19 protein-coding genes are annotated in these 24,374 nt (G+C 72.6%); 8 read left to right on the forward strand and 11 right to left on the reverse strand.

The features are described from left to right. Positions 1–29: 29 nt before the first annotated feature. Entirely contained in the window at positions 30–827 is a 798-nt protein-coding gene (locus ACZ6RC_RS12170) for a VOC family protein (RefSeq protein ID WP_469581534.1), read from the reverse strand. A 174-nt stretch (positions 828–1,001) separates the two neighbouring features. Here ACZ6RC_RS12170 and ACZ6RC_RS12175 point away from each other — a divergent pair, with 174 nt between their 5' ends. Beyond that, positions 1,002–2,102, forward strand: a complete 1,101-nt coding sequence (locus ACZ6RC_RS12175; protein WP_469581536.1) for a sulfite oxidase — start codon at positions 1,002–1,004, stop codon at positions 2,100–2,102. A 133-nt stretch (positions 2,103–2,235) separates the two neighbouring features. On the opposite strand, the gene pntB is transcribed toward ACZ6RC_RS12175, so the two are convergent. The 6 genes from pntB to pdxR form a co-directional block, all read right to left on the reverse strand. Beyond that, entirely contained in the window at positions 2,236–3,654 is a 1,419-nt protein-coding gene (gene pntB / locus ACZ6RC_RS12180; RefSeq protein ID WP_391134976.1) for a Re/Si-specific NAD(P)(+) transhydrogenase subunit beta, read from the reverse strand. 1 nt (position 3,655) lies between these two features. Continuing rightward, complete coding sequence (locus ACZ6RC_RS12185; RefSeq protein ID WP_469581540.1) at positions 3,656–5,182, reverse strand: Re/Si-specific NAD(P)(+) transhydrogenase subunit alpha; 1,527 nt, start codon at positions 5,180–5,182, stop codon at positions 3,656–3,658. Between the two features lie 369 nt (positions 5,183–5,551). Further along, positions 5,552–6,082, reverse strand: a complete 531-nt coding sequence (locus ACZ6RC_RS12190; protein ID WP_469581543.1) for a hypothetical protein — start codon at positions 6,080–6,082, stop codon at positions 5,552–5,554. After that, positions 6,079–6,807, reverse strand: a complete 729-nt coding sequence (locus ACZ6RC_RS12195) for an RNA polymerase sigma factor (RefSeq protein WP_469581547.1) — start codon at positions 6,805–6,807, stop codon at positions 6,079–6,081. Before ACZ6RC_RS12195 ends, ACZ6RC_RS12190 begins: the two co-directional genes overlap by 4 nt. Before the next feature lie 8 nt (positions 6,808–6,815). Next, positions 6,816–7,307 (reverse strand): LAETG motif-containing sortase-dependent surface protein, encoded by a 492-nt coding sequence (locus ACZ6RC_RS12200; protein ID WP_469581550.1) that lies wholly within the window; start codon positions 7,305–7,307, stop codon positions 6,816–6,818. Between the two features lie 51 nt (positions 7,308–7,358). Continuing rightward, complete coding sequence (pdxR, locus tag ACZ6RC_RS12205) at positions 7,359–8,870, reverse strand: MocR-like pyridoxine biosynthesis transcription factor PdxR (RefSeq protein ID WP_469581553.1); 1,512 nt, start codon at positions 8,868–8,870, stop codon at positions 7,359–7,361. A 28-nt stretch (positions 8,871–8,898) separates the two neighbouring features. Here pdxR and ACZ6RC_RS12210 point away from each other — a divergent pair, with 28 nt between their 5' ends. After that, positions 8,899–9,903 (forward strand): EamA family transporter, encoded by a 1,005-nt coding sequence (locus ACZ6RC_RS12210; RefSeq protein ID WP_469581556.1) that lies wholly within the window; start codon positions 8,899–8,901, stop codon positions 9,901–9,903. Between the two features lie 192 nt (positions 9,904–10,095). Here ACZ6RC_RS12210 and bla read toward each other — a convergent pair whose 3' ends face one another. The 3 genes from bla to ACZ6RC_RS12225 form a co-directional block, all read right to left on the reverse strand. Further along, the gene (gene bla / locus ACZ6RC_RS12215) at positions 10,096–11,034 is read right to left on the reverse strand and encodes a class A beta-lactamase (RefSeq protein WP_469581559.1); all 939 of its coding nucleotides are present in this window, start codon (positions 11,032–11,034) and stop codon (positions 10,096–10,098) included. Between the two features lie 234 nt (positions 11,035–11,268). After that, positions 11,269–12,261 (reverse strand): TrmB family transcriptional regulator, encoded by a 993-nt coding sequence (locus tag ACZ6RC_RS12220; RefSeq protein ID WP_469581562.1) that lies wholly within the window; start codon positions 12,259–12,261, stop codon positions 11,269–11,271. A 137-nt stretch (positions 12,262–12,398) separates the two neighbouring features. Continuing rightward, positions 12,399–16,133, reverse strand: coding sequence for a S8 family serine peptidase (locus tag ACZ6RC_RS12225; protein WP_469581565.1), 3,735 nt, complete (start codon positions 16,131–16,133; stop codon positions 12,399–12,401). 226 nt (positions 16,134–16,359) lie between these two features. Between ACZ6RC_RS12225 and ACZ6RC_RS12230 the strand changes: the two genes are divergently transcribed. The 6 genes from ACZ6RC_RS12230 to ACZ6RC_RS12255 all read left to right on the forward strand — a co-directional run bounded on the left by ACZ6RC_RS12230 (position 16,360) and on the right by ACZ6RC_RS12255 (position 23,377). Then, the gene (locus ACZ6RC_RS12230) at positions 16,360–16,962 is read left to right on the forward strand and encodes a TetR/AcrR family transcriptional regulator (protein WP_391135006.1); all 603 of its coding nucleotides are present in this window, start codon (positions 16,360–16,362) and stop codon (positions 16,960–16,962) included. 117 nt (positions 16,963–17,079) lie between these two features. Then, positions 17,080–17,997 (forward strand): TauD/TfdA dioxygenase family protein, encoded by a 918-nt coding sequence (locus ACZ6RC_RS12235; RefSeq protein ID WP_469581567.1) that lies wholly within the window; start codon positions 17,080–17,082, stop codon positions 17,995–17,997. A gap of 49 nt (positions 17,998–18,046) precedes the next feature. After that, entirely contained in the window at positions 18,047–19,384 is a 1,338-nt protein-coding gene (locus ACZ6RC_RS12240) for an MFS transporter (RefSeq protein WP_469581570.1), read from the forward strand. A gap of 82 nt (positions 19,385–19,466) precedes the next feature. After that, positions 19,467–21,173: an aldehyde dehydrogenase family protein gene (locus tag ACZ6RC_RS12245; RefSeq protein WP_469581571.1), complete on the forward strand. Its 1,707-nt coding sequence runs from the start codon at positions 19,467–19,469 to the stop codon at positions 21,171–21,173. 67 nt (positions 21,174–21,240) lie between these two features. Next, a complete protein-coding gene (locus tag ACZ6RC_RS12250) occupies positions 21,241–22,833 on the forward strand; it encodes a long-chain-fatty-acid--CoA ligase (protein ID WP_469582820.1) in 1,593 nt (530 codons plus the stop codon). Positions 22,834–22,969: 136 nt separating this feature from the next. After that, positions 22,970–23,377, forward strand: a complete 408-nt coding sequence (locus ACZ6RC_RS12255) for an FKBP-type peptidyl-prolyl cis-trans isomerase (RefSeq protein WP_453611325.1) — start codon at positions 22,970–22,972, stop codon at positions 23,375–23,377. A 70-nt stretch (positions 23,378–23,447) separates the two neighbouring features. On the opposite strand, the gene ACZ6RC_RS12260 is transcribed toward ACZ6RC_RS12255, so the two are convergent. Further along, positions 23,448–24,299 (reverse strand): DUF72 domain-containing protein, encoded by an 852-nt coding sequence (locus ACZ6RC_RS12260; protein ID WP_453611327.1) that lies wholly within the window; start codon positions 24,297–24,299, stop codon positions 23,448–23,450. Positions 24,300–24,374 lie beyond the last annotated feature (75 nt).

The raw sequence follows: 24,374 nt of genomic DNA on the forward strand, positions 1-24,374 counted from the left end.
GGCCGGCCCCGCCTCCGTACCGGCGCCGCTCAGTCGGCCGAGGGGGTGAGGACCACGAAGTCGGCGTCCGCCCGGTCGAGACAGACCGCGAGCCGGCCGACGCCCGGCGCGTCCTCCGGCCCCATCTGCACCCGGCCGCCGTTCTCGGTCACCTTGGCGACGGTGGCATCGCAGTCGGCGACGGCGAAGACGGGGTGCCAGTACGCCCGCCCGTTCGTGAGCCGCAGGTCCTCCGCGGACAGGGCCATGAGACCGCCGTGCATGCGCTCGTCGGGGAGCCCGGCCGGAGTGATGAGGGTGTACGTGCCCCCGCCGCCGGGCAGCTCCATGTCACCGAACCGCCAGCCGAAGAGGCCGCCGTATAACTCCCGGGCGGCCGTGGCGTCGGTCGTGTACAGCTCGGTCCAGGACAGCGAGCCCGGCTCGTCCACCAGCTCGACGCCGGAGTCCCGGCCCGGCTGCCAGACGGCGAACTGTCCGCCCTGCGGGTCGGTGTACTGCGCCATCCGCCCCCACTCCTCGAGGTCCATCGGCGCGACCCGGACCGTGCCGCCCGCCCGTTCCACCGCCTGGGTCGTGGCGTCCGCGTCGGCGACGCTGTAGTAGATCATCCAGGCCGAGCGGGCACCCTCCTCGGTGAGCTTGCCGAGCCCGGCGACGATCTTCCCGTCCTTGCGGAACATCCCGCCTTCCATGTCCTCCCCGTCGCCCATGGACTCGTACTGCCATCCGAACACGGCGCCGTAGAAGGCGGCGGCGGCTCCGACGTCGGGGGCGCCGAGGTCGAGCCAGCAGGGGGAGCCGGGGACGAAGTCGGTGGTGATCATGGCACTGGCCTTTCCGCAGATCCGGTACGCCCCAGCCTCGCACCGCCGACCGCCCCACGCCCGTCGACGCCCCGGCCGTCCTCCATTCGCCGCCAGGGTCATGGCGGTGACCCCCGGCGGCCGGGGCTCCGGCCCTGACGTGCCGGGCGGGGCGCCGCGCGGGACCATGGAGGGGTGGAGCCGTCGTCGCTACGGTACGTCAGCGCCCCCGGCCGCGTGGCGGACGCCGGCGAGGGCATCGGCGCGGACGAGCTGGCACTGGCGGCCCGCAACCACGGTCTGCCCCTGGAGGCGCTGCGCTACGACGTCACCCCGGCCGGGCTGCACTACGTCCTGGTGCACTACGACATCCCGGAGGCGGACGCCGAGGCGTGGCGGCTGTCCGTCGGCGGCTCGGTACGCACCCCCCTCGACCTGGACCTGGCGGCCCTCCGCGCGCTGCCGGCCGTCACCCGCCGGGTCACGATGGAGTGCGCGGGCAACGGCCGGGCGCGGCTCGCGCCGCGGCCGGTCAGCCAGCCGTGGCTGGTCGAGGCGGTGGGCACCGCCGACTGGACGGGGACGCCCCTGCGGTCGGTGCTCGACGCGGCGGGGGTGGGATCCGGCGCCGTCGAGGCCGTGTTCACGGGGGCCGACCACGGTGTCGAGAGGGGTGTCGAGCAGGACTATCAGCGCGCTCTGGCGCTGCCGGTGGCCGAGGACGTGCTGCTCGCCTACGCCATGAACGGCGCCCCGCTCTCGCCGCAGCACGGGTACCCGCTGCGGCTGGTCGTCCCCGGCTGGTACGGCATGGCGCACGTGAAGTGGTTGCGTGACATCACCCTGGTCGACCGCCCGTTCACCGGCTTCCAGCAGACGGTCGCCTACCGCTACCGCCAGGCCCCGGGGGAGCCCGGCGTCCCGGTCGACCGGATCGCCCCGCGCGCCCTGCTCGTCCCGCCGGGGTTCCCGGACTTCATGTCCCGTACCCGCGTCGTGCGGGCCGGCCCGGTCCGGCTGGAGGGCCGCGCCTGGTCGGGCCACGGCCCGGTCACCGAGGTGCTCTTCAGCGCCGACGACGGCCGCACGTGGACCCCGACGGACTTGGCGCCGCCGGACGCGCACCCGGGTGCCTGGCAGTCCTGGCATACGGAGTGGACGGCCGCTCCAGGCCGCCACGTCCTGACCGCCCGCGCCACGGACGCCTCGGGCCGCACCCAGCCGCTCGAACCCCCGTGGAACCGCGGCGGTTTCGGCAACAACGCGATCCAGCGGGTCCGGGTCTTCAGCCGCTGACCGGCCCCGGCGGCTTCTTCCCCGGCCTGCGGACCGCATCCGCCGCGGCCGGCGCCTGGCTCGACCGTGCCCGGGTCCGGCGCGGCGCGGGTGTCTTCGTCCGCGCCGTGCCGGGGGCTTCCGTCCGTCGGGCTCAGAGGGCGCCGACGATGTCCTCCACCCGGGCCTTCGCGTCGCCGAAGAGCATCGAGGTGTTCTCGCGGAAGAACAGCGGGTTCTGCACGCCCGCGTACCCCGAGGCCATCGAGCGCTTGAACACGATGACCTTCCCGGCCTCCCAGACGGTGAGCACCGGCATGCCGGCGATCGGGCTGCCGGGGTCCTCGGCTCCGGCGGGGTTGACGGTGTCGTTGGCGCCGATCACGAGGACGACGTCGGTCTTGGCGAAGTCGTCGTTGATCTCGTCCATCTCCAGGACGATGTCGTACGGCACCTTGGCCTCGGCGAGGAGCACGTTCATGTGGCCGGGCAGGCGGCCGGCGACCGGGTGGATGCCGAACCGTACGTCGACGCCCTTGGCGCGCAGCTTCGAGGTGAGCTCCGCGACCGGGTACTGGGCCTGTGCGACGGCCATGCCGTACCCGGGCGTGATGACCACGGACCGGGCGGAGCCGAGCAGTTCGGCCGCGTTCTGGGCGGTGATCTCCGTGTGCTCGCCGTAGTCGACGTCCGAGCCCGACGGCGCCTCGATGCCGAAGCCGCCGGCGATGACCGCCACGAAGGAGCGGTTCATCGCCTTGCACATGATGTAGCTGAGGTAGGCGCCGGAGGAGCCGACCAGCGCGCCGGTGACGATCAGCAGGTCGTTGCCGAGGAGGAAGCCCGAGGCGGCCGCGGCCCAGCCGGAGTAGCTGTTGAGCATCGACACCACGACCGGCATGTCACCGCCGCCGATCGAGGCCACCAGGTGCCAGCCGAGGGCCAGCGCCAGGGTCGTGACGGCGATCAGCAGCCACAGCTCCGGTGTGATCACGAACCACACCGTCAGGGCGACGAACAGGCCCAGCGAGCCGAGGTTCAGGGCGTTCTTGCCGGGCAGCACCAGCGGCTTGGAGTCGATCTTCGCCGCGAGCTTCAGGTACGCGACGACGGAACCGGTGAACGTCACCGCGCCGATGAACACGCCGATGAACACCTCGGCGTGGTGGATGCCCAGCGTGCCGAGCGCGTCCAGGGCCGCGGCCTCGTGGCCGTCCGGGTCGTTCTCGACGTTCAGGAAGCCGTTCCAGCTCACCAGCACGGCGGCCAGACCGACGAAGGAGTGCAGCAGGGCGATCAGTTCGGGCATGCCGGTCATCTCGACGCCGCGGGCCCGCTGCAGGCCGATCACCGCGCCGATCAGCATCGCGACGGCCATCAGGCCGAGGCCGGCGGTGGAGACGTCGCCGTCCACCGCGAGCACGACCGTCGCGACGAGCGCGACACCCATGCCGAGCATGCCGAACGCGTTGCCGAGCCGGGCCGATTCGTGCTTGGAGAGTCCTGCCAGCGCCAGGATGAACAGCAGCGCGGCAACGAGGTAGGCCGCCTGGGCGGCGGTGGTCGCAGTCATGTCAGCTCCGGTTGAACATGGCGAGCATGCGACGCGACACCGCGAAGCCGCCGAAGACGTTGATGCCGGCCAGGAGGATCGCGACGAACGAGAGCACGGTGACCGTCGTGCTCGTCCGCCCGATCTGCAGGAGCGCGCCGACGACGATGATCCCGGAGATCGCGTTCGTCACCGACATCAGTGGGGTGTGCAGCGCGTGGTGGACGTGCCCGATGACGTAGTAGCCGATCACGATCGCGAGCACGAAGACCGTCACGTGGGGCAGCATCGCCGCGGGGGCGAAGGCGGCGGTGAGGAACAGGGCCAGGGCGCCGAGCGCCACGCCGCCGAACTTCTGCTTCGCCGTCATCGGCGCCTTCTTCGGCACCGGTTCCACCGCGGCCGCCGCGGCGGCGGGCGCCGGGGCCGCGGAGACCTGGACCGGCGGGGGCGGCCACGCCGACTCGCCCTCGCGCACCACGGTGATCGAGCGCTGCACCGGGTCGTCCCAGTCGAGGACCAGCCGGGCGCCCTTCCCGGGCGTCATCAGCTTCAGCAGGTTCACCAGGTTGGTGCCGTAGAGCTGCGATGCCTGCGCCGGGAGCCGGCCCGCGAGGTCGGTGTAGCCGATGACCGTCACGCCGTTCTCGGTGACGGTCTTCTCGCCCTTCACGGTGCCCTCGACGTTGCCGCCGTTGGCGGCCGCCATGTCGACGATCACCGAACCCGGCTTCATGGCCGCCACCATCGCCGCGGTGATCAGCGTCGGCGCCGGGCGGCCCGGGATCAGCGCGGTGGTGATGACGATGTCGGCGTCGCGGCACTGCGTGGCGTAGAGCTCGGCCTCGCGCGCCTTGTAGTCGTCGCCCATCTCCTTGGCGTAGCCGGTGGTCGAGACCTCGGTCTCCGGGGACTCGATCGACAGGTACTCGCCCCCCAGGGAGCGGACCTGGTCGGCCACCTCCGGCCGCGGGTCCGTCGCCCGGACGATCGCGCCGAGCGACCCGGCCGCGCCGATCGCCGCCAGACCCGCGACACCGGCACCCGCGACGAGCACCTTCGCCGGCGGGACCTTCCCCGCCGCCGTCACCTGGCCGGTGAAGAACCGCCCGAACTCGTGCGCGGCCTCGATGACGGCGCGGTAGCCGGCGATGTTCGCCATCGACGACAGCACGTCCATCGACTGCGCCCGGCTGATGCGCGGCACGGCGTCCATCGACAGGGCCGTGAAGGGGCGCCGGCCCAGATCCTCGACCATCGCCGGGTCGAAGGCCGGCGAGAACAGCGCGATCACCGTCGCCGTCGGCCGGACCCGGTCCAATTGGGACGGGGCCGGGGCGTTGACCCCGAGCACCACGTCCGCGGCCGCGGCGTCGCCGATGGTCGCGCCGGCCGTCTCATAGGCACCATCGGGGAAGCCGGCGGCGACGCCCGCGCCCGGGTCGACGACCACGTCGTATCCCAGATTGCGGATCTGTTCGATGGTGGCCGGCGTGGCCGAAACGCGACTCTCACCTGCCCGCGCTTCCTTGAGGACTCCCACAATCACGGGTGTTCTCCGTTCGCTGCTCTGGCCGTCAACGGCATGTGGTCAACTCGACAAGAAGTGCGCCCGCGAAGAGCCGGAAGCGCGCGCTCAGCTTGGCCGCTGGAAGCTCCCCTTGAACAGCACCCACAGATGAGGCGCATGCAACATTCGACGCGGCCCGGATCAGCGCGGGTGGCGTTTTCGCCGGGCATGTACCGATCCCGTTCCGGCGGACGGCTCACCGGGCGCCCGGCCGGTGCGGCCGAGGAGGTGCCCCGGGCCGGTCGCGACCGAACGGCCCGCGCTCGCCGCCCTCTCCCCCGTACGCGGCGGCCCGCGGCCGGCCGTTCGGGCCACCGCCCCCCTCTCGGGCCGCTTCCGTACGTGCCGTCAGAGGCCCGACGGGCCTGAGGACCTGGCGGGCGGGGCGGGGTCGAGGTGCGTGGGCCGGGTCGCCGAGGGGGTCGCGGACGGGGACGGTGGACCGGGCGTCGCCGACGGGCCCGAGCCGCCCGACGGGGCGGGCGAGCCCCCGGACGGACCGTCCGGGCCGGGGCTCGGCGTGGAGCGCGGCGGCGAACTCACGGACGGCGAGGACGACGGTGTCGGCGTGGCCGGCGTCGACGGCGTCGGCGACGGGCGGCCGATCTCGGGCGGGGCGGCGGGCGGCGCCGGGCGGACCGGAGCCGGGTCCGGGGTGAGCACGAGGTAGCCCGTCACGGCCGCCGCCGCGGCGGCGAGCCCGGCGAGGGGGAGCCCCACCCGGCGCAGCCCGAGCCTCCGTACCCGCGGCCCCGGCGGATCGGCGGGGCGCAGCTCGCGGACCGTGACCGCCGCCGCGCGGGCGTCCAGGGCTTCCCGCAGCCTGCGCTCGACGGTGCGCTCGACGGTGCGTTCGGCCGGGGGTTCGCCGTAGGTCATACCCGTCCCTCCAGGATCCGTTCCAGTGCGTCCAGGGCCCTGCTCGCGTTGGACTTCACCGCGCCGCGGCTGATCCCGAGGGTGCTCGCGATCTCCGCCTCGCTGAGCTCCGCCCAGTACCGCAGCACCAGCACCTGGCGGCGGCGCGGCGTCAGCCGGCCGAGTGCGGCGAGCACTTCGCGGTGCGCCTCGTCCAGGACCACGTGCGCCTCCGCGGACGGTACGTCGGACGGTGCGGGCGGGCTCCAGGCGCGGGCGGTCCGCCGCCGGCGCAGGACCGAACGCGAGGTGTTGACCACGGCGGTACGCAGGTAGCCGACGGCGTTGTCCACCTCGGTGATGTGCTCGCCGTGACGGCGGTACAGCGCTGTGAAGGCGTCCTGGACCACGTCCTCCGCGGTCGCCAGGTCGTCGACGAGGAGCACCGCGAGGCGGACCATCCGCAGCCGGTGGGCGTGGTACAGCGCCGTGACCGTCGGCGGACCGTCGCCGGGACCGGCGGTCGTGCCGGCGCGGAGGGGGCTGTCGAGCCCGGGCTCGTGCGGGCGCTGTCCATACCCGGAGACGTACGGGGTGTCGTACGGGTGTACGGGGCGGCCCGGCCGATATGGCGCCGGCTGCGCGGCGGGCGTGGCACGGTCGCGGCGCAGGAACGGCCACAGGCCCCGCCACGCCCGGGGGTGACCGGGCGTGAGGGGGCCGACGGGCGGTGCGAGGTGGAGCACGGGATTCCTCAGCCGTTGGCGCGGCGCCGCACGGCGTACAGGGTGCCGGCGCCGGCGGCGACGAGAACGGCGGCCCCGGCCCCCAGCGCGGCGGTGGTCGCGGAGGAGCCGGTGTGGGCGAGTTCGGGGCCGGCGGGGGAGGCCGCGGGCCGCGGGGCGTCGCTGCCGACCGCGCTCGGGGCCGCGCTGGGCGCGCTGCCGGTGTCCTCGCCGGGGAGGCTCGGCGACGCGCTGGGCCGACTACCGGCGGGCACGCTGACGGACGGGCTCGGCTTCACGGCACCGGCGGGCGCGCTCACGGAAGGGGTCGGCCTCACGGCGTCCGAGGGTGCCATCGGTGCGGCGCTCGGCGTCGCGCTGGAGGCGGGGGCCGGCGCGGGAGCGGACGCGGCGGAGCCCGCCGCCGCTGCCGCCGGGCCGGCGAGGGCGACGACCGCCCCCGCCGTGGCGGCGGTGACGGCCGCCCGGCGCAAGGTGCGGGGGACGCGCTTCAGGTTCATCACTGTATTTCTCCACGGTCGGGTCGGGAAAGGGGCACGCATCCGCGCCCCTCACCCCCGCACGACGCGCGACCCCGGGCGAGGTTGCCGCTCGCGACCGGAAACTTTCCCACGACCGGAAATTTTCCGCAGGGCCGTGCCGAGCGCCGCGATGCCTTCCTCGATGTCTCCCGTCGAGCCCGCGGCGTAGCCCAGGATCAGGCCCGGCGGACCGGCGCCGAGGCGGTGCCAGGACAGCGGATGGGCCTTGACTCCGAGGTCCAGGGCCGCCGCGGCGAGGGCGGTGTCCTCGATCGCGGCCCCGTCGAAGGTGACCATCAGATGCAGTCCCGCGGCCGCCCCGTGCACCCGGGCCCCGGGCAGCCGCTCCGCGATCGCCCTGAGCATGACGTCGCGGCGGCGCCGGTGGCGGCGCCGGACGAACCGCAGGTGCCGTTCGAGTTCGCCGGAGTCCATCAGGCGGGCGAGGACCAGCTGGGCGAGGACCGGGTTCCCGAGGTCGGCGTACCGCTTGGCGGCCGTCACGGCCTCGGCGAGGCGCGGCGGGACCAGGAGCCAGCCGAGGCGCAGGGCAGGCGCCAGGAGCTTGGACACGCTCCCGGCGTAGCAGACGCCCTCCGGCAGCAGGGCGCGCAGCGCGGGTACGGGGGCCCGGTCGTAGCGGTGCTCGGCGTCGTAGTCGTCCTCGATCACTAGGCCCCCGTCGGCGGCCCAGCCGAGCAGGTCGCGGCGGCGTTCGCCGTCGAGCACCACCCCGGTCGGGAACTGGTGGGCCGGGGTGAGGAGTACGGCCCCGGCCCCGCTCGCCCGCAGTGCGGCCACGTCCAGCCCGTGCTCGTCCACCGGTACGGGGACCGGCTCCAGCCCTCCGTACTCCAGCTGTTGGCGGGCCCCGAGAGAGCCGGGGTCCTCCACCGCGATGCGGCGCGCCGCCCCGTCGTCCCGCAGGACCTGGGCCAGTAGCCCCAGGGCCTGGGCGACGCCCGCGACGATCACCACCTCGTCGGGGTCGGCGCGGATCCCCCGGTTGCGGGCCAGCCAGCCGGCGACCGCCGTGCGCAGGGCGGGCGCGCCCTGCGGGTTGCCGTAGCCGAAGTCCGCGGGCGTGAGGCCTGCCAGCACCCGGCGCTCGGCCTGGAGCCAGGCGGTACGGGGAAAGGCGGTCAGGTCGGGCACGCCGGGCGAGAGGTCGATCCGGCAGGGCACGGCGCGCAGCGCGTCGACGAGTCCGCCGCGCGCGGGGACGGGCGGGGGCGTCGTCACGCGCGGCGGCGCGGCGACGACGACCGTGCCGCCGCGGCCGCGGCCGGACACCTGGCCGGTCTCCGCGAGGCGCTGGTAGGCCTCGGTGACCAGCCCCCGGGAGACGCGGAGTTCACCGGCGAGCACCCGGCTGGCCGGGAGCCTGCTGCCGACGGGGAGGGTGCCGTCGGCGATGGCCGCGCGCAGCCGGTCCGCCAGCCAGTCGGTGCGGCCGCCGGGCGGTGCCTGGCCGATGTCGAGCTGGAGGAAGTCCGAGCCGGTTCTGGACCCCTGGTTCGCACGCTCTTTGGACCTGCTCATCGGACCATTGTGCCGTGAGGGTGGGGGCATGGAGCACAGGGAAGCCCTCACCGCGGCCAAGGCCGCGACCATCCCCGCGTCGGCCGGCCGGTCCGGGACGGCCGTCGGGGGTTCGTCCTCCGTCGCCTTCCGGGATCTGGCGCCCGGAATGGTCGGGATGGCGCTGGTCGGCGGAAGCGTCACCGTCTCCCGCGCCCTCGTCGACGCCCCGCTGTTCACCGTCCAGGCCGTGCGGTACGCGGCCGCCGCGCTGCTGCTGCTCGTCCTGGCCCGGGCGGCGGGCGTGCCGCTGTCGCGGCCGAGGGGCCGGGAGTGGCTGTGGCTGGCCGGGGTCGCGGCGACCGGGCTGGTGCTGTTCAACGTGGCCGTCGTACGAGGGGTCGCGCATGCCGAGCCGGCCGTCATCGCCGTCGCGGTGGCCTCCGTACCGATCCTCCTCGGGGTGATCGGGCCCTTCCTGGAGGGCCGGCGGCCCAGTCGGCGCGTGCTGCTGGCGGCGCCCGTGGTGGTGGCCGGGGCGGTGCTGGTGGAGGGGACGGGCCGGACGGACGCCGCCGGGGTGGCCTGGGCGGGCCTCGCGCTGGGCTGCGAGGCCGGGTTCACCCTGCTCGCGGTGCCGGTGCTGCGCAGGCACGGGCCGTGGGGAGTCTCCGTACACGCGGTGTGGATGGGCGCGGTGATGCTTGCGGTGCTCGCCGTGTCCGTCGAGCGGCCCGCCGACGTGGCGGCCCTCGGCGCGGAGCAGTGGGCGGCCGTCGCGTACCTCACCGTCCTGGTGACAGCGGTGGCGTTCCTGCTGTGGTACCGGACGGTGGCCGTCGTGGGGTCGGGCCGGGCCGGGCTGCTGACCGGGATAGCGCCGCTCGCCGCGGCGGGCGCCGGGGCCGTCGCGGGCGGCGGGGTGCCGGGCCCGGCCGTGTGGTTGGGGCTGGCGGTCGTCGTCGTCGGCCTGGCGACGGGCCTGCGCCCACCACGCCGCCCGCTCCCCCACCGGGAGCCGGAACCGCCATCCGGCGGGGCCGGCCCGGCATGATCCGAACGAAAGGAGCTAGGTCGTGTCCGGAAAGTAGCGCCGTCTGCCCGCAGGGCAGGGCCCGCGGCGTCTGGTGCGTGCGATCGCAAGGCGGAGGGTCGCCCTCGTACCGGGCGTACTCGGGCGATCCCGACAACGCGGCGAGCGCTCGTGCCAGGCGTCGCGGGCCAGGCGGGACTTTCCGGACACGACCTAGACGAGGACCTCCGCGAGCAGGGCGGCCGTCGTGGCGACCAGGGGGTTGTCGGCCTCGGCGTCCTCCTCCGGCTGCGTGGTCAGGACGGCCAGGGCGAACGGGGTGCCGTCCGGCGACCAGGCGATGCCCACGTCATTGGCGCCGCCGTGGCGCGCGCCCCCGGTCTTGTCGGCGAGGAGCCAGTCGGCGGGCAGGCCCTTGCGGAACTTCTCGGTGCTGGTGGTGTTCCGGAGCAGCCAGTCGGTGAGGCGGGCGCGGTCCCGGGGGTTCAGCACCCGGCCGAGGACGAGCCGGGCGTAGGTGGCGCCGATCGCGCGGGGGGTGGTGGTGTCGGTGACGCGCCACGGTTCGGCGGAGTTGAGTCGGGGCTCCCACCGGTCGAGGCGGGTGACGTCGTCCCCGGTCGAACGGCAGAAGCGGGTGACGGCGGTGGGTCCGCCCAGTTCGCGGAGCAGCAGATTGCCCGCGGTGTTGTCGCTGTACCGGATGGTGGCGTCGCAGAGTGCGCCGACGGTCATGCCTCCGGTCACGTTCTCCGTCTTCCCGGTGATGGGCGAGTGACCGGACTTCGTGACGTATTCCGCGGTGTAGTGGACGCGCCGGCCCAGGACCTCGCCATGGCGGTCCAGGTCGCGCAGGACGGCCGCGGCGGCGAGCGTCTTGAACACGGAGGCCATGGGGAACCGTTCGTCCGCGCGGTACGTCACCGTCCGCCCGGTGCGCATGTTGCGGGCGAAGACGCCCAACCGCGCGGTGTGCGCCGCCTCCAACTCCCGCAGCCGCTCGGCCACCTGGTCCCCGTGGACCCCCGGGCGCGTCGGCCGGTTCGCGGCGTGCGCCGGACCCGTACCGAGCGCGAAGGCCGTGGACATCGCCGTACCCGCACCGATCGCGAGGGCGGTACGCCGGGACGGACCCGGTCCGTTGGTGTGCAAGGTGGTCCCTTCCGCAGTGATCGCTGACGTATCCCACCACGCACCGGAGGCCGACCCGGTTTCGCCGCACAGCGAATCGCCCGGCCGTCTGTCCGAAACCACGCGGGCCGGCGCGGCGGCCGGAGGGGACGTATCCGCGCGCCTCCCCGTGTCGACGGTGAGCTTCTCGGCGACGCCGGGGACGGGGGCCTCAGTGAGGGCGTCCGGGGTCGACACCGTCGCCGTCCGGCGCGTTCACCGTGCCTCCGCCCAACCGTTTCGCGCCGCGTAGGCGCCGAGCTGCATCCGGGTTCGGACCCCGGCCATGTCCATGAGGTGGCGCAGGCGGCGGTGCAGCGTGCGCGGTGACAGACCGAGTTGTGTCGCGGCCGTCAGATCCGTCAGGCCGGTCAGGAGCAGCGCGAGGATCCTGCGGTCCAGCTCGGTCGGGCCTTGCGGACCGGCCTCGACGAGAGCTTCGGATGTGTCTCCCGTGCCCGACAGTTCCAGCGGGTGGGCCGTGCGCCATACCGTCTCGAAGAGTGCGTCCAGCGCGTCCAGCAGGCCGCTGCGGTGCAGCAGCACGGCACCGTGCTCTCCCGCCGGTGTGACCGCGAGGGGGACGAGGCCGAGGTCGGCGTCGGCCAGCACGAGTTTCATCGGGAGGTCGTCGGCGACACGCAGTTGCACTCCGTTGCGCAGGGAATCGATCGCATCGCGGACGATGCCGGGCTCGGCCAGCACGGCGCGGTCCAGTACCGCCCGGAAGAGCACTCCGCGGTCGAGGGCCATGGGCTCGGCGGTGTTCTCGTCGGGAGGCAAGGCGACGAACGGTGCCGTGATGAAGGAGCGGACCTGCGTGCGGGCTGCCTGCTGCACCTGGAGGAAGCGGTGGCGGATGGCGTCGACGCCCGTGACGACCTCGAACAGATCGTCGATGCTGCTCCCGGCCATCGCCGCCCGGTGTTCCTCGGCGAAGGTCGCCAGGGCATGCTCGGCCATGCGCAGCCCGTCCCGGCGCTGGCTGATGAGAGCGCCGAGCGCCATGGCCGGTGGCGCGGCGGTGAACAGCCCGTCCGCCGACCTGATCACCAGTCCCCACCCGACCAGGCGGGACAAGGCCTTGTCCATGTCGGCTCGCGATACGCCGAGAAGATCCGACAGGAGCACCGGGGTGGAGTTCGGCCGTCCGAGGAGCCCCCGGTAGACGTGCTCCTCCTCGGGTTCGAGGCCCAGGACATCCAGCATCGGCGAGCGACTCCGTTCCACTTTCAACAGCGGGGAGAGTATGCGCCATGGCGGCAGCCCCTGAATAGTCCCTGCTGGGAGCGGGTGCGAGGGGAGGGGCCCCGGGGAGTCGCCTCCCCGGGGCCCGGCAATGCGGTTCATCGCAGGCCGTACGCCCGGACGATCTCGTTCTTGACGCCGAAGCCGCTGTCCGTCTCGGCGCTCGCGCGGAGAGAGACGAAGCCGCCGGGCTTCTTGGCCGTCCTGAACGGACCTGTCCAGTAGCCATCGGTGCCCTTGGTCAGGTTCACCTTCTGCCAGGTGGAGCCGTCGTCGTACGAGATGTCCAGCTGCACCTTGGTGACGGTGCCCGGCACGGTGCCGAGGTTCATCGACACCGGCTTGAGGGCGATCTGCTGGTGTGCGTTGGCCTTGACGTCACCGTGGAGGTCCGTCTCCAGCTTGTAGTCCAGGTTCAGCACCGAGAACGGCTCGAAGAAGTCCGAGTCGACGGTGTCGGACATGAACGTCCACTCACTGTGGGTGCGTGTCGACAGCCGGAAGACGTCCCCGGGCCGCTCCACGTCGAGGACGGCACGGTAGGGCAGTCGGCCCGCCGGTACCGCGACCCACTGCATGTCCCCGCCGACCGGGTTGTCGTGGATCAGCATGTCGCCCTGGAACACCCGCAGACGGGACGGCGTCTCGCCCCACGGCAGGAAGCCGCCGAGGCGCATGTTGTCGCTGGCGGAGGCCCATGCCTGCACGTTCCAGGTCATGTAGTTCTGCCAGCGGGAGTTGTACACGCCGAAGGACTCGCCCTGGGCGGGCCGGGTCGCCGGGGCGAACCAGTCCAGGCGGGTGGTGCTGCCCTTGGCGTACGTGTTGTCGCCCGACACCATCACCCACGGCAGGCTCCCGTCGATGCCCTGCGCGTGGAACTCCCTCCAGACCTGGCCCGGGGTCACCCACTCGGTCCGGGTGCCCGGGTGCCACTCGGGCTCGGGGAAGTTGAACGACGGGCTGAGGGTGAAGTCGGATCGGTATCCTTCCGCCGACGTGCCTTCCGTGGCCGAGTAGTAGCGGGCGTCGATCCGGGCGAGGTCGTCCTGGGCCGGCTTGTAGACCAGGGCCCGGTCCGGCACTCGGCCGGGGTAGTCCCGGGTCAGGTCGTAGACGAACGGCGTGTGCGCGGTCTGCTCGACGGTCAGCTTCGGCGCGCCGGCCTTGGCCATCGAGATGAGGGCCTTGCCCGCGTCACGGTGCACGGTGGCGACCGGGATGGTCGACTCGCCGACGTACTCCATCAGGGCGCCGACACCGTCGTTGACCACGATCAGTGCCGTGGCACCGGCCGCGGCCGCGGCCGCGGTGCGCTCCTGAGGCGCGACCTCGTCACTGCGCTCGACGACGACGACCTTGCCCTTGGCCTTGACCTTGTCGTAGGCGGCCGCCGCGCCGCTGCCCGCGAAGACGACGTTCAGCCTGTCGGTGGCTGTGTCCAGGGCGCTGCCTGCCTGCACCAGCGTCTCGAAGCGGAGCCGACCGTCCGGCGTGCTCAGGCCGAGTCGCGGCTCGCCCTTGCGCCAGCGGGTGGTCAGCATGAAGTCGCCCTGCTTCATGGGCTCCGTCGGTGCGACGTAGACGTCGTCGTACGTCGGCGGCAGCACGTACGCGCTGCGGTAGTCCATGTACGGGTCGAGGCCCGCGTAGTGGACGTTGAAGTCGACCTTGCGCTGGCGGTCCTCGGTGCGCTGCGGCGCCTCGGTCTGCAGCAGACGTGCCTTGCTCGCGTCGAGCACCACATCCGCGGAGCCGCCCTTGAGTACGGTCTCCGGGTCGAGCAGCACGGCCATACCCGACCGGTCCGCCTTCTCGCCGGCCACGTCGAGGTACGCCGCGACGGTGTACAGGCCGGGGGCCATGCGCATGGTGGTCGAGCCGTCGACGTGGACCGACCACGGCCAGAAGTCACCGGCCAGGTTGATCGCGACCGACCCGGCGGCGGGCTTTCCGTCGCGGCCGATCAGCTTGATGTTCAGGTCGTAGCGCTCCTCCTCCTTGAGGAGCGCGACCGATGTGCGGGTCACCGGCTGCCCCGTGGCCGCGTCGGTGGCGATCACGTAGCCGACGTGCCGGCCGACCGATGCGGTCTGCGGATCACCGGTCACCGGGACGGCGGCGGTTCCGCCCGCCGGGACGGTCACCCTGGCGGCGCCCAACGTGAACGGGCCGTCGGCGTCGTTCAACGCCAGGTCGAGCGTGACGTCGGCGGAACCCGTGTTGGTGAAGGTCGTCTCCTTGGTGACGGGGACGTCGCTCGGCTGGTGCGGCCATGTGTAGTTGCCGAAGAAGAGCGATCCGGTGGCGCGGACCGGGGTGCGCACGGCGGCGGCCACGTCGAGACGACCGGTGCCGACCTCGTACGGCGAGTACCCGTCGGCCAGGCCCTTCGCGGTGCTCATCAGGTGTTCCTTGAGCTGCGCGCCGGTCCAGTCCGGGTGCCGCTGTGCCAGGATCGCCGCAGCGCCGGCCACGTGCGGAGTGGCCATCGATGTGCCGCTGATGGTGCGGTAGAGACCCTCACCACCGTCGGTCATCTCCTGCGAGCGAGCGGCGGTGATGGCCACGCCGGGCGCCGAGATGTCCGGCTTCATGGCGCCGGAGTAGGCGAGCGGGCCGGTACTGGAGAAGGAGGCGAGCCGGTCGTCCTTGTCCGTGGCGGCCACGGTCAGCGCCGAGGCGGCCGCACCCGGGGAGGAGATGCTCTCCGGGCCCGCGTTGCCGGCGGCTATGACGAACAGTGTGCCGTACTGCGCGGACAGCGCGTCGACCGTCTGCGACATCGGGTCGCTGCCGTCCGTCGGGTACGAGTCGCCGAGGCTCATGTTGACGACGTCCGCGCCGGATTCGGCGGCCCACTGCATGCCGGCCATGACCCACGAGTCCTGGCCGTAGCCCTCCGCGCCGCCGAGCACCTTGCCGACGAACAGGTCGGCTCCGGGGGCGACGCCCTTGTTGTCGCCCCCGGAGGCCGAGCCCGAACCCACGATCGTCCCGGCCACGTGCGAGCCGTGCCCGTTGACGTCGGTGACGGCCTCGCCCGGCACGAAGCTGGCCGTACCGTCGATCAGGCCGGCGAAGTCGGGGTGGTTGACGTCGATGCCGGTGTCGAGCACCGCGACCTTGACGCCCTTGCCGTCGTAGCCGGCCGACCAGGCCTCGGGGGCGCCGATCAGCGGCACGCTCTCCTTCAGGCCGGCCTTCACCCGGCCGTCGAGCCACAGCTTCGCCAGACCCGCGCCGAGCGTCGCGCCGTTTCGCGGCGCCACGGTGGTCCAGAAGGTGCGGGCCTGCCCCTTCTCGGTGCTGAGCGCCGCGGCGCGGATGCCCTTGAGGTCGCGGGTCAGCCTGCTGCCCCGGGGGGCCGTCGGCGGGGCGGCCGCGCGGGACTTCGGCTGGGTGTACGTCGCGATCAGCGGCACCGAGGCCGACTTCGCGTCGTCGTAGCCCATCTCGATCAGGTCGGTGACGTTGAACAGCCGCCGGTCCAGCTTCTCCGAGCCCAGCAGCGGCGCCGCCTCGTCCGGGACGACGAACAAGTCGCCCTTGATCTGCTGCACTTTCACGCCGCCGACGGCGCTGTCCGGCCGGTCGACGTCGGCCGTCTGCTTGCCGTCGGCCATCGTGGTGACCGTGACGACGTCGCCGGTGACCAGGGTGACTTTGTGGGTCGCCGAGGGCTTGGCGGTGACGGTGGGTTTGATCGGAGCGGCTTGTGCGGGCGTGTGCAGGGCCGCGAGTCCCGACGCCACGAGGGGCACGGCGGTGGCGACCGCGATCAGCTGCCGGCGCCCGCGCCGGAAGACGGAAGCATGAGGGGGCAAGTACATGCCATGGGTCTATCGACCGGTGAACGCCGTCGTGAAGGGCTCATGACGGCAAGTCCTCGCCATGGCGGATGTTTGTCAGCGGTGAACCTCGCGATTTCGGGCGCAAAGGCACCGTACCGAGACGTGAGGTTCGGCGGCCCGTCCGTGCCGACAGGCGTGTCGTCCCCCGAAACGGCCCCGGACCCCGGTCTCCGACGGCCGGGGTCGACGGCCGTAGGCTCTGGACATGGTGGATGCGCAGCCGGACGGGGCAGGACGAGGGCCGGGTCGACCGCGAGAGGAACGGGTCACCGGAGCCGTCCTCACAGCGGTCGTGGACATGGTCCACGAGCAGGGGATCGGGGCGGTCACGATGGACGCCGTCGCGGCACGGGCCGGCGTGAGCAAACCCGCCATCTACCGGCGGTGGCCCACCAAACAGGATCTGATCATCGCAGCCGCGGAGACCCGCATCGGCATTCTGTCGGTGCCCGACCTGGACGACTTCCGCGCGGAACTCCGCTTCGTCCTCACCGCTCGCCTGGAGGCCTACCGGCTGCCCGGTACGGACCGGCTGATCGCGGGCCTCATCGGGGCGGCGGCCGAGACCGGCGCGGTACGAGGCCAGTACGCGGAGTACACCGAGCGGATCACGAGCGAGACGAGGCGCATCCTCGAACGCGGGATCATCCGCGGCGACGTGGCCCCGGAGACCGATGTCCGGGCCGCCGCCACGTTGGTGGCCGCACCGTTGATCTTCCGGCTGATCGGCGAGCAGGAGATGCCCGACGCTCGCTTCGTGGACAGCCTCGTGGATCTCGTCGCCAGGGCCGTCGGCCCGGTCCGCTGACGCCTCCGCGGCGGCGGCGATCCCGGGCTCCACATTGCGCGCGTCAGACCCCTTGCCTCACCACGCCGCAATAACGATACTCCGGGTAACGATTTTAGCCCTCGCCACGGAGGCCTCATGGACAGCAGCACGCCCGCCCCCGCCCTCGACAAGCCGTTGATGCACTACGGGAAGCGCGCGCTCGACCGCATCGCCCCGAACGCGCCCCAGCCCGACTACCGGATCCTGGACATCTGCCCGCTCACCCCGCACATCGGCGCCGAGATCGAGGGCGTCGACCTCTCGCTCGCGATCGGCGAGGAGCTCGCGGAGGAGATCCGGCAGGCCCTGCTGGAGTGGAAGGTGCTCTTCTTCCGCGACCAGCACGCCTTCGACCCGAAGAGCCAACTGGCGTTCTCCGGCTTGTGGGGTGAGCCGGAACCCAACCCCTTCTTCCCCAAAGGCGACTCCGTCGGGGTCTCCCGGCTGGCCAAGGACGCCATGGCCGTCGGCACCGAGAACATCTGGCACAGCGACCACTCGTTCATGGCCGCGCCGGCACTCGGCTCCGTACTGCGCGCCGTCGAGGTGCCGTCCGCCGGCGGCGACACCATGTGGGCGGACATGGCGGCCGCCTACGACAACCTCACCGAACCCATGAAGGCCCGCGTCGACGGGCTCACCGCCGTGCACGACTGGGTGCCGAGCTGGGGCGCGCTGATGACCGACCGTCAGATCGCGGCGCACCGGGAGAATCTGCCCGCCGTCGAGCACCCCGTCGTCGTGAGCCACCCGCGGACCGGTCGCAAGCTGCTGTACGTCAACGAGCCCTTCACCACCCGGATCGTCGGGCTGTCGGACGCGGAGAGCCGCGAACTGCTCGACGAACTCGTCCTCCAGGCCCGCATCCCCGAGTACCAGGTTCGCTTCCGCTGGCAGCCCGGCTCGGTCGCGGTCTGGGACAACATCGCCACCCAGCACTACGCGATCAACGACTACTTCCCGCAGCGCCGCGTCATGGAACGCGTCGCCATCGCCGGCGTCCCGCTCTCCTGAACCAACTCCCGGCCCCTCCCCCTCCCCCTCCAGTCTCCGCGGAGCCCTTGTGACCGACATCGATGTCGCACCCGCTGTGCCGGCAAGCCCCCGGAAGGCGCCGGGCAGGACGAGATCCCGCGCCTGGGTCGTCACCGCGCTGCTCGTCGTCTTCATGATGATCAACTTCGCGGACAAGTCCGTGCTCGGCCTGGCCGCGGAGGAGATCCGACAGGACCTCGGTCTGTCCGCGTCGGCCTTCGGACTCGCCAGCAGCGCCTTCTTCCTGCTGTTCTCGATCTCCGGTGCCGCCGTGGGGCTGCTCGCGGACCGCATCCGGCCCAAGTGGCTGATCCTTGCCATGGCCGTCCTCTGGTCCGTCTCCCAGGCGCCGCTGGCGGTGGGCGGAGGGCTCGCGGTGCTCCTCACCTCACGTGTTCTGCTCGGTGCTGCCGAGGGGCCCGCCTTCCCCGTCGCTCAGCAGGCCACCCTGTCCTGGTTCCCCAACCACCGACGCAACCTGCCGGGGGCGCTGATCGTCCTCGGCACCACCCTGGGGGTCCTGGTCGCCGCGCCCGTCCTGACATGGGTGATCCAGCACCACGGCTGGCGCTCGGCCGTTGCCGCGGTGGCGCTGGTCGGTGTCGTGTGGGCGCTGCTGTGGATCCCCTTCGGCGGGGAGGGGCCCTACGCGGCGGCGCCGGCCGCCACGGCGACGGGCGGCTCCGGCGACGGGAAGGGGGAGAGAGCGGTGGGGCCGGGTGCGGCCCGGCCGAGGACGCCGTACCGGCGCATCCTCGCGACCCGTACCTGGATCGGTGCGACGGCCGCCTACTTCGGCACGTACTGGGTCATCGCCTTCGCCCTCGTCTGGCTCCCCTCCTACCTTCAGGACGCACTCGGCTACACCTCCGCCGGGTCCACCCGGATGCTGATGCTGGTCTGGGGGCTGGGCGGGGTGGTGGTGCTCGGGCAGGCAGGTCTGACCGGGTGGCTGCTGCGTCGCGGGACCGCGAGCCGATGGGCCCGCGGCAGGGTCGGCGGTGTGCTGCTGCTCGTCGGTGCCGCGGCATGCCTCGCCCTGCCTTCGGCCCCGGCCGGTGCCGTGACGGCCCTGCTCCTGATCACCGGATTCGGGCTCGCCGGAGCGATGAGCAGCGTCGCCGTCACCACCGTCACGGAACTGGCTCCGGCCGATCGTCGCGGCGGCGCCCTCGGCATCATGAACGCCGTGGTGACCACCGCCGGTCTGATCGCCCCAACGCTGATCGGGCACCTCGTGGACACCCACGGCGTGGGGGGCTACCGGCACGCCGTCCTGATCACCGGCGCCGTTCTCCTGCTGAGCGGAGTCGCCGCCCTCACGCTGATCGACCCGGACCGCGACGCCCGCCTGCTGACCGCGTGACCACGGGCGCGTGTCCGCTCCTCGCGCAGCGCCGGGAGCAGGCCTCGCCCTTCCCGCTCCCGACCGACCGCGAGGAACGACGTTGAACAGCAGCACCCTCGACACCTCCCTGCTCGACCGCACCGTGGCCGACGTACGTGCCCATGCCGCGTCCTGGTGCGCCACCCCGCTCGCCGAACGCATCGCCCTCCTGGAGCGGCTGCTGCCGCGCGTCGTCGCGAATGCGTCCGACATCGCCGGTGCGGGCGCCCGGGCGAAGGGGTACGGACCGGACTCCCCCTGGGCGGCCGAGGACTGGATCGGCGGGCCCTGGGCCCTGGCCCAGAACACCGCCGCGCTCCTGCACGTCCTGCGGCGGATCGCCGCCGGCGGGGACCCGCTGGACGGCAGGACGGTTCACGAGGAGAACGGCCGCACGCGCGTGGACGTCTTCCCCGCCACCCGCTGGGACGCTCTGCTGCTCAACGGGTTCACGGCGCAGGTGTGGCTGCGCCCCGGCGTCACCGCGGAGCAGGCGCGGGCGTGCGCCGCGGGAGAGTACCGGGGCAGGCAGGGAGACCCTGGCCTCGCCCTGGTGCTCGGCGCCGGCAACGTCGCCGCCATCACCGCGCTGGACATCCTGCACAAGCTCTATGCCGAGGGCCAGGTCGTCATCGCCAAGATGAACCCGGTCAACGCCTACGTGCGCCCCCACTTCGAGCGCGTCTTCGCCGAGTTCGTCGAACGGGGCTGGCTGCGCTTCGTCGACGGCGGCGCGGCCGAGGGCGGCTACCTCACCCGCCACGCAGGCGTCGACTCCATTCATGTCACGGGCAGCGACCGCACCCACGACGCCATCGTCTGGGGCACCGACGAGGACGCCGAGCGGCGCAGACGGGACGACCTGCCGCTGATCGCCAAGCCCTTCAGCAGCGAACTGGGCGGCGTCAGCCCCTGCATCGTGTCGCCGGGCCCGTGGAGCGAAGCCGACTTCCGCTTCCAAGCCGAGCACATCGTCACCAGCAAGATGAACAACTCGGGCCACAACTGCATCGCCAGCCAGATCCTGGTCCTGCCACGTGACTGGGACGGCACCGAGCGGCTGCTCGACGAGATCCGGAAGGTGCTGCGCCGACTGCCCCCGCGCGCCGACTACTACCCCGGCGCCGCCGACCGTCTCGCCTCCGTACGAGCGGCTCACCCGACGGCGGAGGCCCACGGCGACGGCTGCCGACTGCTCGTGCCCGACATCACGGACCACGACGACCTCCTCGTTCTCGACGAGGTCTTCGGCAGCGCCCTGGGCGTCGTACGCCTGCCCGGCGCGTCCCCGGCCGCATTCCTGCGGCAGGCCGTCGACTTCGCCAACGACACCCTGCCCGGCACCCTCGGCGCCACCCTGATCGTCCACCCGAGGACGGAGAGGGAGCATCGGGAGGCGGTGCGTACCGCCGTCGCCGAGCTGCGCTACGGCACGCTGGGCGTCAACTGCTGGTCAGGGGTCGGTTTCCTGCTCGGCTACACCCCCTGGGGCGCCTTCCCCGGCCACACACGGCAGGACATCGGCAGCGGCATCGGCTTCGTGCACAACGCGTTCATGCTCGAGGACGTCGAGAAGACCGTCCTGCGCGCGCCCTTCACACCCGCTCCGCGCGGCCTGATCACGGGCGACGCGTCCCTGTCACCACGCCCGCCGTACTTCGTCACCCATCGCACCGCCCTGACCACGGTGCGGCGCCTCACCCGCTTCACGGCCGCGCCGAGCCTCACCAAGCTGCCCGCCCTCCTCGCGTCCGCGTTGCGGGGCTGACACCCCGCTCGCCTGCCGCTCGCACCGACACACCCTACGGAGACCCCATCTCAACCTCGCCGTCGTACTGGAGAACAGCGTCCGCGCCGTACCCGACCGCACCGCCATCGTCCTGGGCGACCAGCGGCTCACCTACGCGGAGCTGGACACGGCCGCCAACCGCGTGGCCGACCTCCTCCGCTCGCGCGGTATAGAGCCGGGTGACAAGGTCGCCCTGTCCTGCCCGAACCTGCCGTGGTTCCCGATCGTCTACTACGGCATCCTCAAGGCCGGCGCGGTGGTGGTACCGCTCAATGTGCTGCTCAAGGGCCGTGAGATCGCTTACCACTTGGCCGACTCCCAGGCCAAGGCCTACTTCTGCTTCGAGGGAAGCGCCGAACTCCCGCTCGGGCAGGAGGGCTGGTCCGGCTTCGGCGAGGCGCCGGACTGCGAGCACTTCTTCGTCATGACGGCCGCACTCTCCGGCGACTCCCCGATCGAGGGCGCCGAGAGCCTCACCGCGGCGCTGGCCGGTCAGCGCGGGGACTTCGAGACGGTGACCACGGAGCCCGGTGACACCGCGGTCATCCTGTACACGTCCGGCACCACCGGCCGGCCCAAGGGCGCCGAGCTCAGCCACTCCAACGTGATGCTCAATGTGCTGACCTGCCACAAGCTGTTCGGCGAGGTGGAGCACGACGTGCACCTGATCGCGCTGCCGCTGTTCCACTCCTTCGGCCAGGTCGTGCAGATGAATGCCGGCCTCGCGTCAGGAGCCACGCTGGTCCTGCTGCCACGCTTCGATGCCCGTGCTGCCCTCGCCCTCATGCAACGCCACGCGGTCACCTTCTTCGCGGGCGTCCCCACCATGTTCTGGGCTCTGCTCGCATCGGACGCCGACGACGTGGACCTGCCGCAGATCGCGAAGAACCTGCGCATGGCGGGCTCGGGCGGCTCTGCACTCCCGGTGGAGATCCACCGCCGCTTCGCCGAGCGGTTCGGCGTCACGATCCTGGAGGGGTACGGCCTCTCGGAGACCAACCCCGCCGCCACCTTCTCGCCACGGGGAGAGCCGGTGCGCCCCGGCTCCATCGGACGCCCCGTCTGGGGCGTGGAGGTGGACCTTGTCGGCGAGGACGGGACCCCGGTCCAGGGCGCCGACGCGATCGGGGAGATAGTCGTCCGCGGGCACAACGTGATGAAGGGCTACTTCAACCGGCCCGACGCGACCGCCGAGGTGATGCGCGACGGCTGGTTCCGCACCGGTGACCTGGCCCGCCGCGACGCCGACGGCTGGTTCTACATCGTCGACCGCGCCAAGGACATGATCATCCGTGGTGGCTTCAACGTGTACCCGCGCGAGGTCGAGGAGGTACTGCTCACACACCCCGCCGTGAGCATGGCGGCCGTGATCGGCCTGCCGGACGCCCGCCATGGTGAGGAGATCAAGGCCTGCGTGGTACGCACCCCGGGAGCGGCGCTCTCCGAGGTGGAGTTGATCGCCTGGTGCAGGGAGGAGATGGCGGGCTACAAGTACCCCCGTCTGGTGGAGTTCTTCGATGCCCTGCCCACCAACGCCACGGGCAAGATCCTCAAGCGCGAGCTTCAGGAGGCGGGTACGGCGGAGGCCGGCGCCGACGTCACCGCAGAACGCGCCGCGGAACCGCTGCAGGCGCACTGAGGCAGCGGGTGGCGTTCAGCCGACCGGCCGTCTGCGGCCGGTCGGCTCCCGCCACGAGACCGGCATAGGCTGCCGGGGAGAGTCCGCGTGTCCGGCTTGTCCGTGCGGGGCACCGGCGGAGAGTGATGAGGCTGTGATGGGTGAGCTGACGAAGCCCGAGGTCGACGTTCCGAAGGGTGCCGCTCCCACCGAGCTGACCATCCGCGACCTGGTCGTCGGGGACGGGGCCGAGGTGACGCCGGGCATGGTGGTCCGGGTGCACTACGTGGGGGTGGCCTTCGAGTCCGGGACGCAGTTCGACGCTTCCTGGGACCGCGGCGAGCCGTTCAAGTTCGCCCTCGGCGGCGGCAGGGTCATCAAGGGCATGGACCGGGGCGTGCGGGGGATGAGGGTCGGCGGTCGGCGCGAGATCGTCGTTCCTCCGCGTCTCGGCTACGGCAAGGAGTCGCCCTCGCCGCTCATCCCGGCGCACTCGACCCTGGTTTTCGTGGTGGACCTGCTCGACTCGTACTCCCGGACCGCCGGGTGGAGCAGCGCGTCCTGAGGGCCCCCGCGTTTCGGGCCGCTGGGGCGTGAGCGCCCACTCACCGTTCGGGGGTCACCGGACGGCCGCTTCAGGAGTCTTCCAGCAGATCGCTCAGCGTCTCGGCGGCGCGTACCGCAGCGTCACCGCAGCAGTTGTTGAACAGGACGTGCAGCTGCTCGGCCCGGTCCGCCATACGGCGCAGGCGCGGCAGCCAGGCGGCCAGTTCCTCGCGCGTGTAGGTATGGCGGAAGCGGTCCTCCTTGCTTCCGGTCCCCCAGGCGGCGCTACGGCCGTGGAAGCGGACCATGGCGAGCGTTGAGGACGTGACGGGTGTGACGGCGGGCATCGAGGCGGGCAGCCCTTGGACCGTGTCGACGGCCACCGCGGTGGCGTCCAGGTCCCTCAACAGGGCGGCCGTGCGCTCCCGCCGGTCCTCGCGCCACCAGTCGGGATGGCGGAACTCCACGGCCATCGGCCACTGGTACATCCGTTTCCTGGTGGTATGGAGCACGGTCTCCGCCTGCGCGCCCGGACCGAACCACGGCGGGAACTGGAACAGTACGGCGCCCAGCCGGCCGGACTCTTGGAGGGGCCGCAGGGCGGCGCCGAAACGATGCCAGACCTCGTCGAGCAGCTCCGGATCGTCGAGGGCGTGGCCTCGCAGGTCGGCGGGCAGGGCGCTCGTGCGGGTCGGGTGGCCGGTGAGGAGGGAGAACGCCTTGACATCGAACCGGAAGCTCGGGGGCGTGCGTTCGCTCCAGAGCAGACTGTTGCGCACGCTGGGGAGCGCGTAGTAGCCGGCGTCGACCTCCACGACGGGGAAGCGTTCGGCGTAGTGCCGCAGCCTCCCCTCCGGGTCACGCCGCCCGGGTGGGTACCATCCGCTGGCCACCAGCGCCTTGTCCGTCCATGAACACGTCCCGATCAGCCACTCGCCCATTCCGGCCGTCCTTTCCTTCGGGCCCCTCTACCCGGAAATGGACTCACCGCCCCCGTGACGACGCCGGCCGACGGA

Source organism: Streptomyces sp. NPDC048353 (assembly GCF_055587165.1).

Excerpts from the sequence above, each read along its gene's own strand:
- ACZ6RC_RS12170 (WP_469581534.1), bottom strand. The coding sequence starts at position 827 with ATGATCACCACCGACTTCGTCCCCGGCTCCCCCTGCTGGCTCGACCTC.
- ACZ6RC_RS12230 (WP_391135006.1), top strand. The coding sequence starts at position 16,360 with ATGGTGGATGCGCAGCCGGACGGGGCAGGACGAGGGCCGGGTCGACCG.
- ACZ6RC_RS12200 (WP_469581550.1), bottom strand. The coding sequence starts at position 7,307 with ATGAACCTGAAGCGCGTCCCCCGCACCTTGCGCCGGGCGGCCGTCACC.
- ACZ6RC_RS12220 (WP_469581562.1), bottom strand. The coding sequence starts at position 12,261 with ATGCTGGATGTCCTGGGCCTCGAACCCGAGGAGGAGCACGTCTACCGG.
- pdxR (WP_469581553.1), bottom strand. The coding sequence starts at position 8,870 with ATGAGCAGGTCCAAAGAGCGTGCGAACCAGGGGTCCAGAACCGGCTCG.
- ACZ6RC_RS12260 (WP_453611327.1), bottom strand. The coding sequence starts at position 24,299 with ATGGGCGAGTGGCTGATCGGGACGTGTTCATGGACGGACAAGGCGCTG.
- ACZ6RC_RS12225 (WP_469581565.1), bottom strand. The coding sequence starts at position 16,133 with ATGTACTTGCCCCCTCATGCTTCCGTCTTCCGGCGCGGGCGCCGGCAG.
- ACZ6RC_RS12235 (WP_469581567.1), top strand. The coding sequence starts at position 17,080 with ATGGACAGCAGCACGCCCGCCCCCGCCCTCGACAAGCCGTTGATGCAC.
- ACZ6RC_RS12190 (WP_469581543.1), bottom strand. The coding sequence starts at position 6,082 with ATGACCTACGGCGAACCCCCGGCCGAACGCACCGTCGAGCGCACCGTC.
- ACZ6RC_RS12255 (WP_453611325.1), top strand. The coding sequence starts at position 22,970 with ATGGGTGAGCTGACGAAGCCCGAGGTCGACGTTCCGAAGGGTGCCGCT.
- pntB (WP_391134976.1), bottom strand. The coding sequence starts at position 3,654 with ATGACTGCGACCACCGCCGCCCAGGCGGCCTACCTCGTTGCCGCGCTG.
- ACZ6RC_RS12210 (WP_469581556.1), top strand. The coding sequence starts at position 8,899 with ATGGAGCACAGGGAAGCCCTCACCGCGGCCAAGGCCGCGACCATCCCC.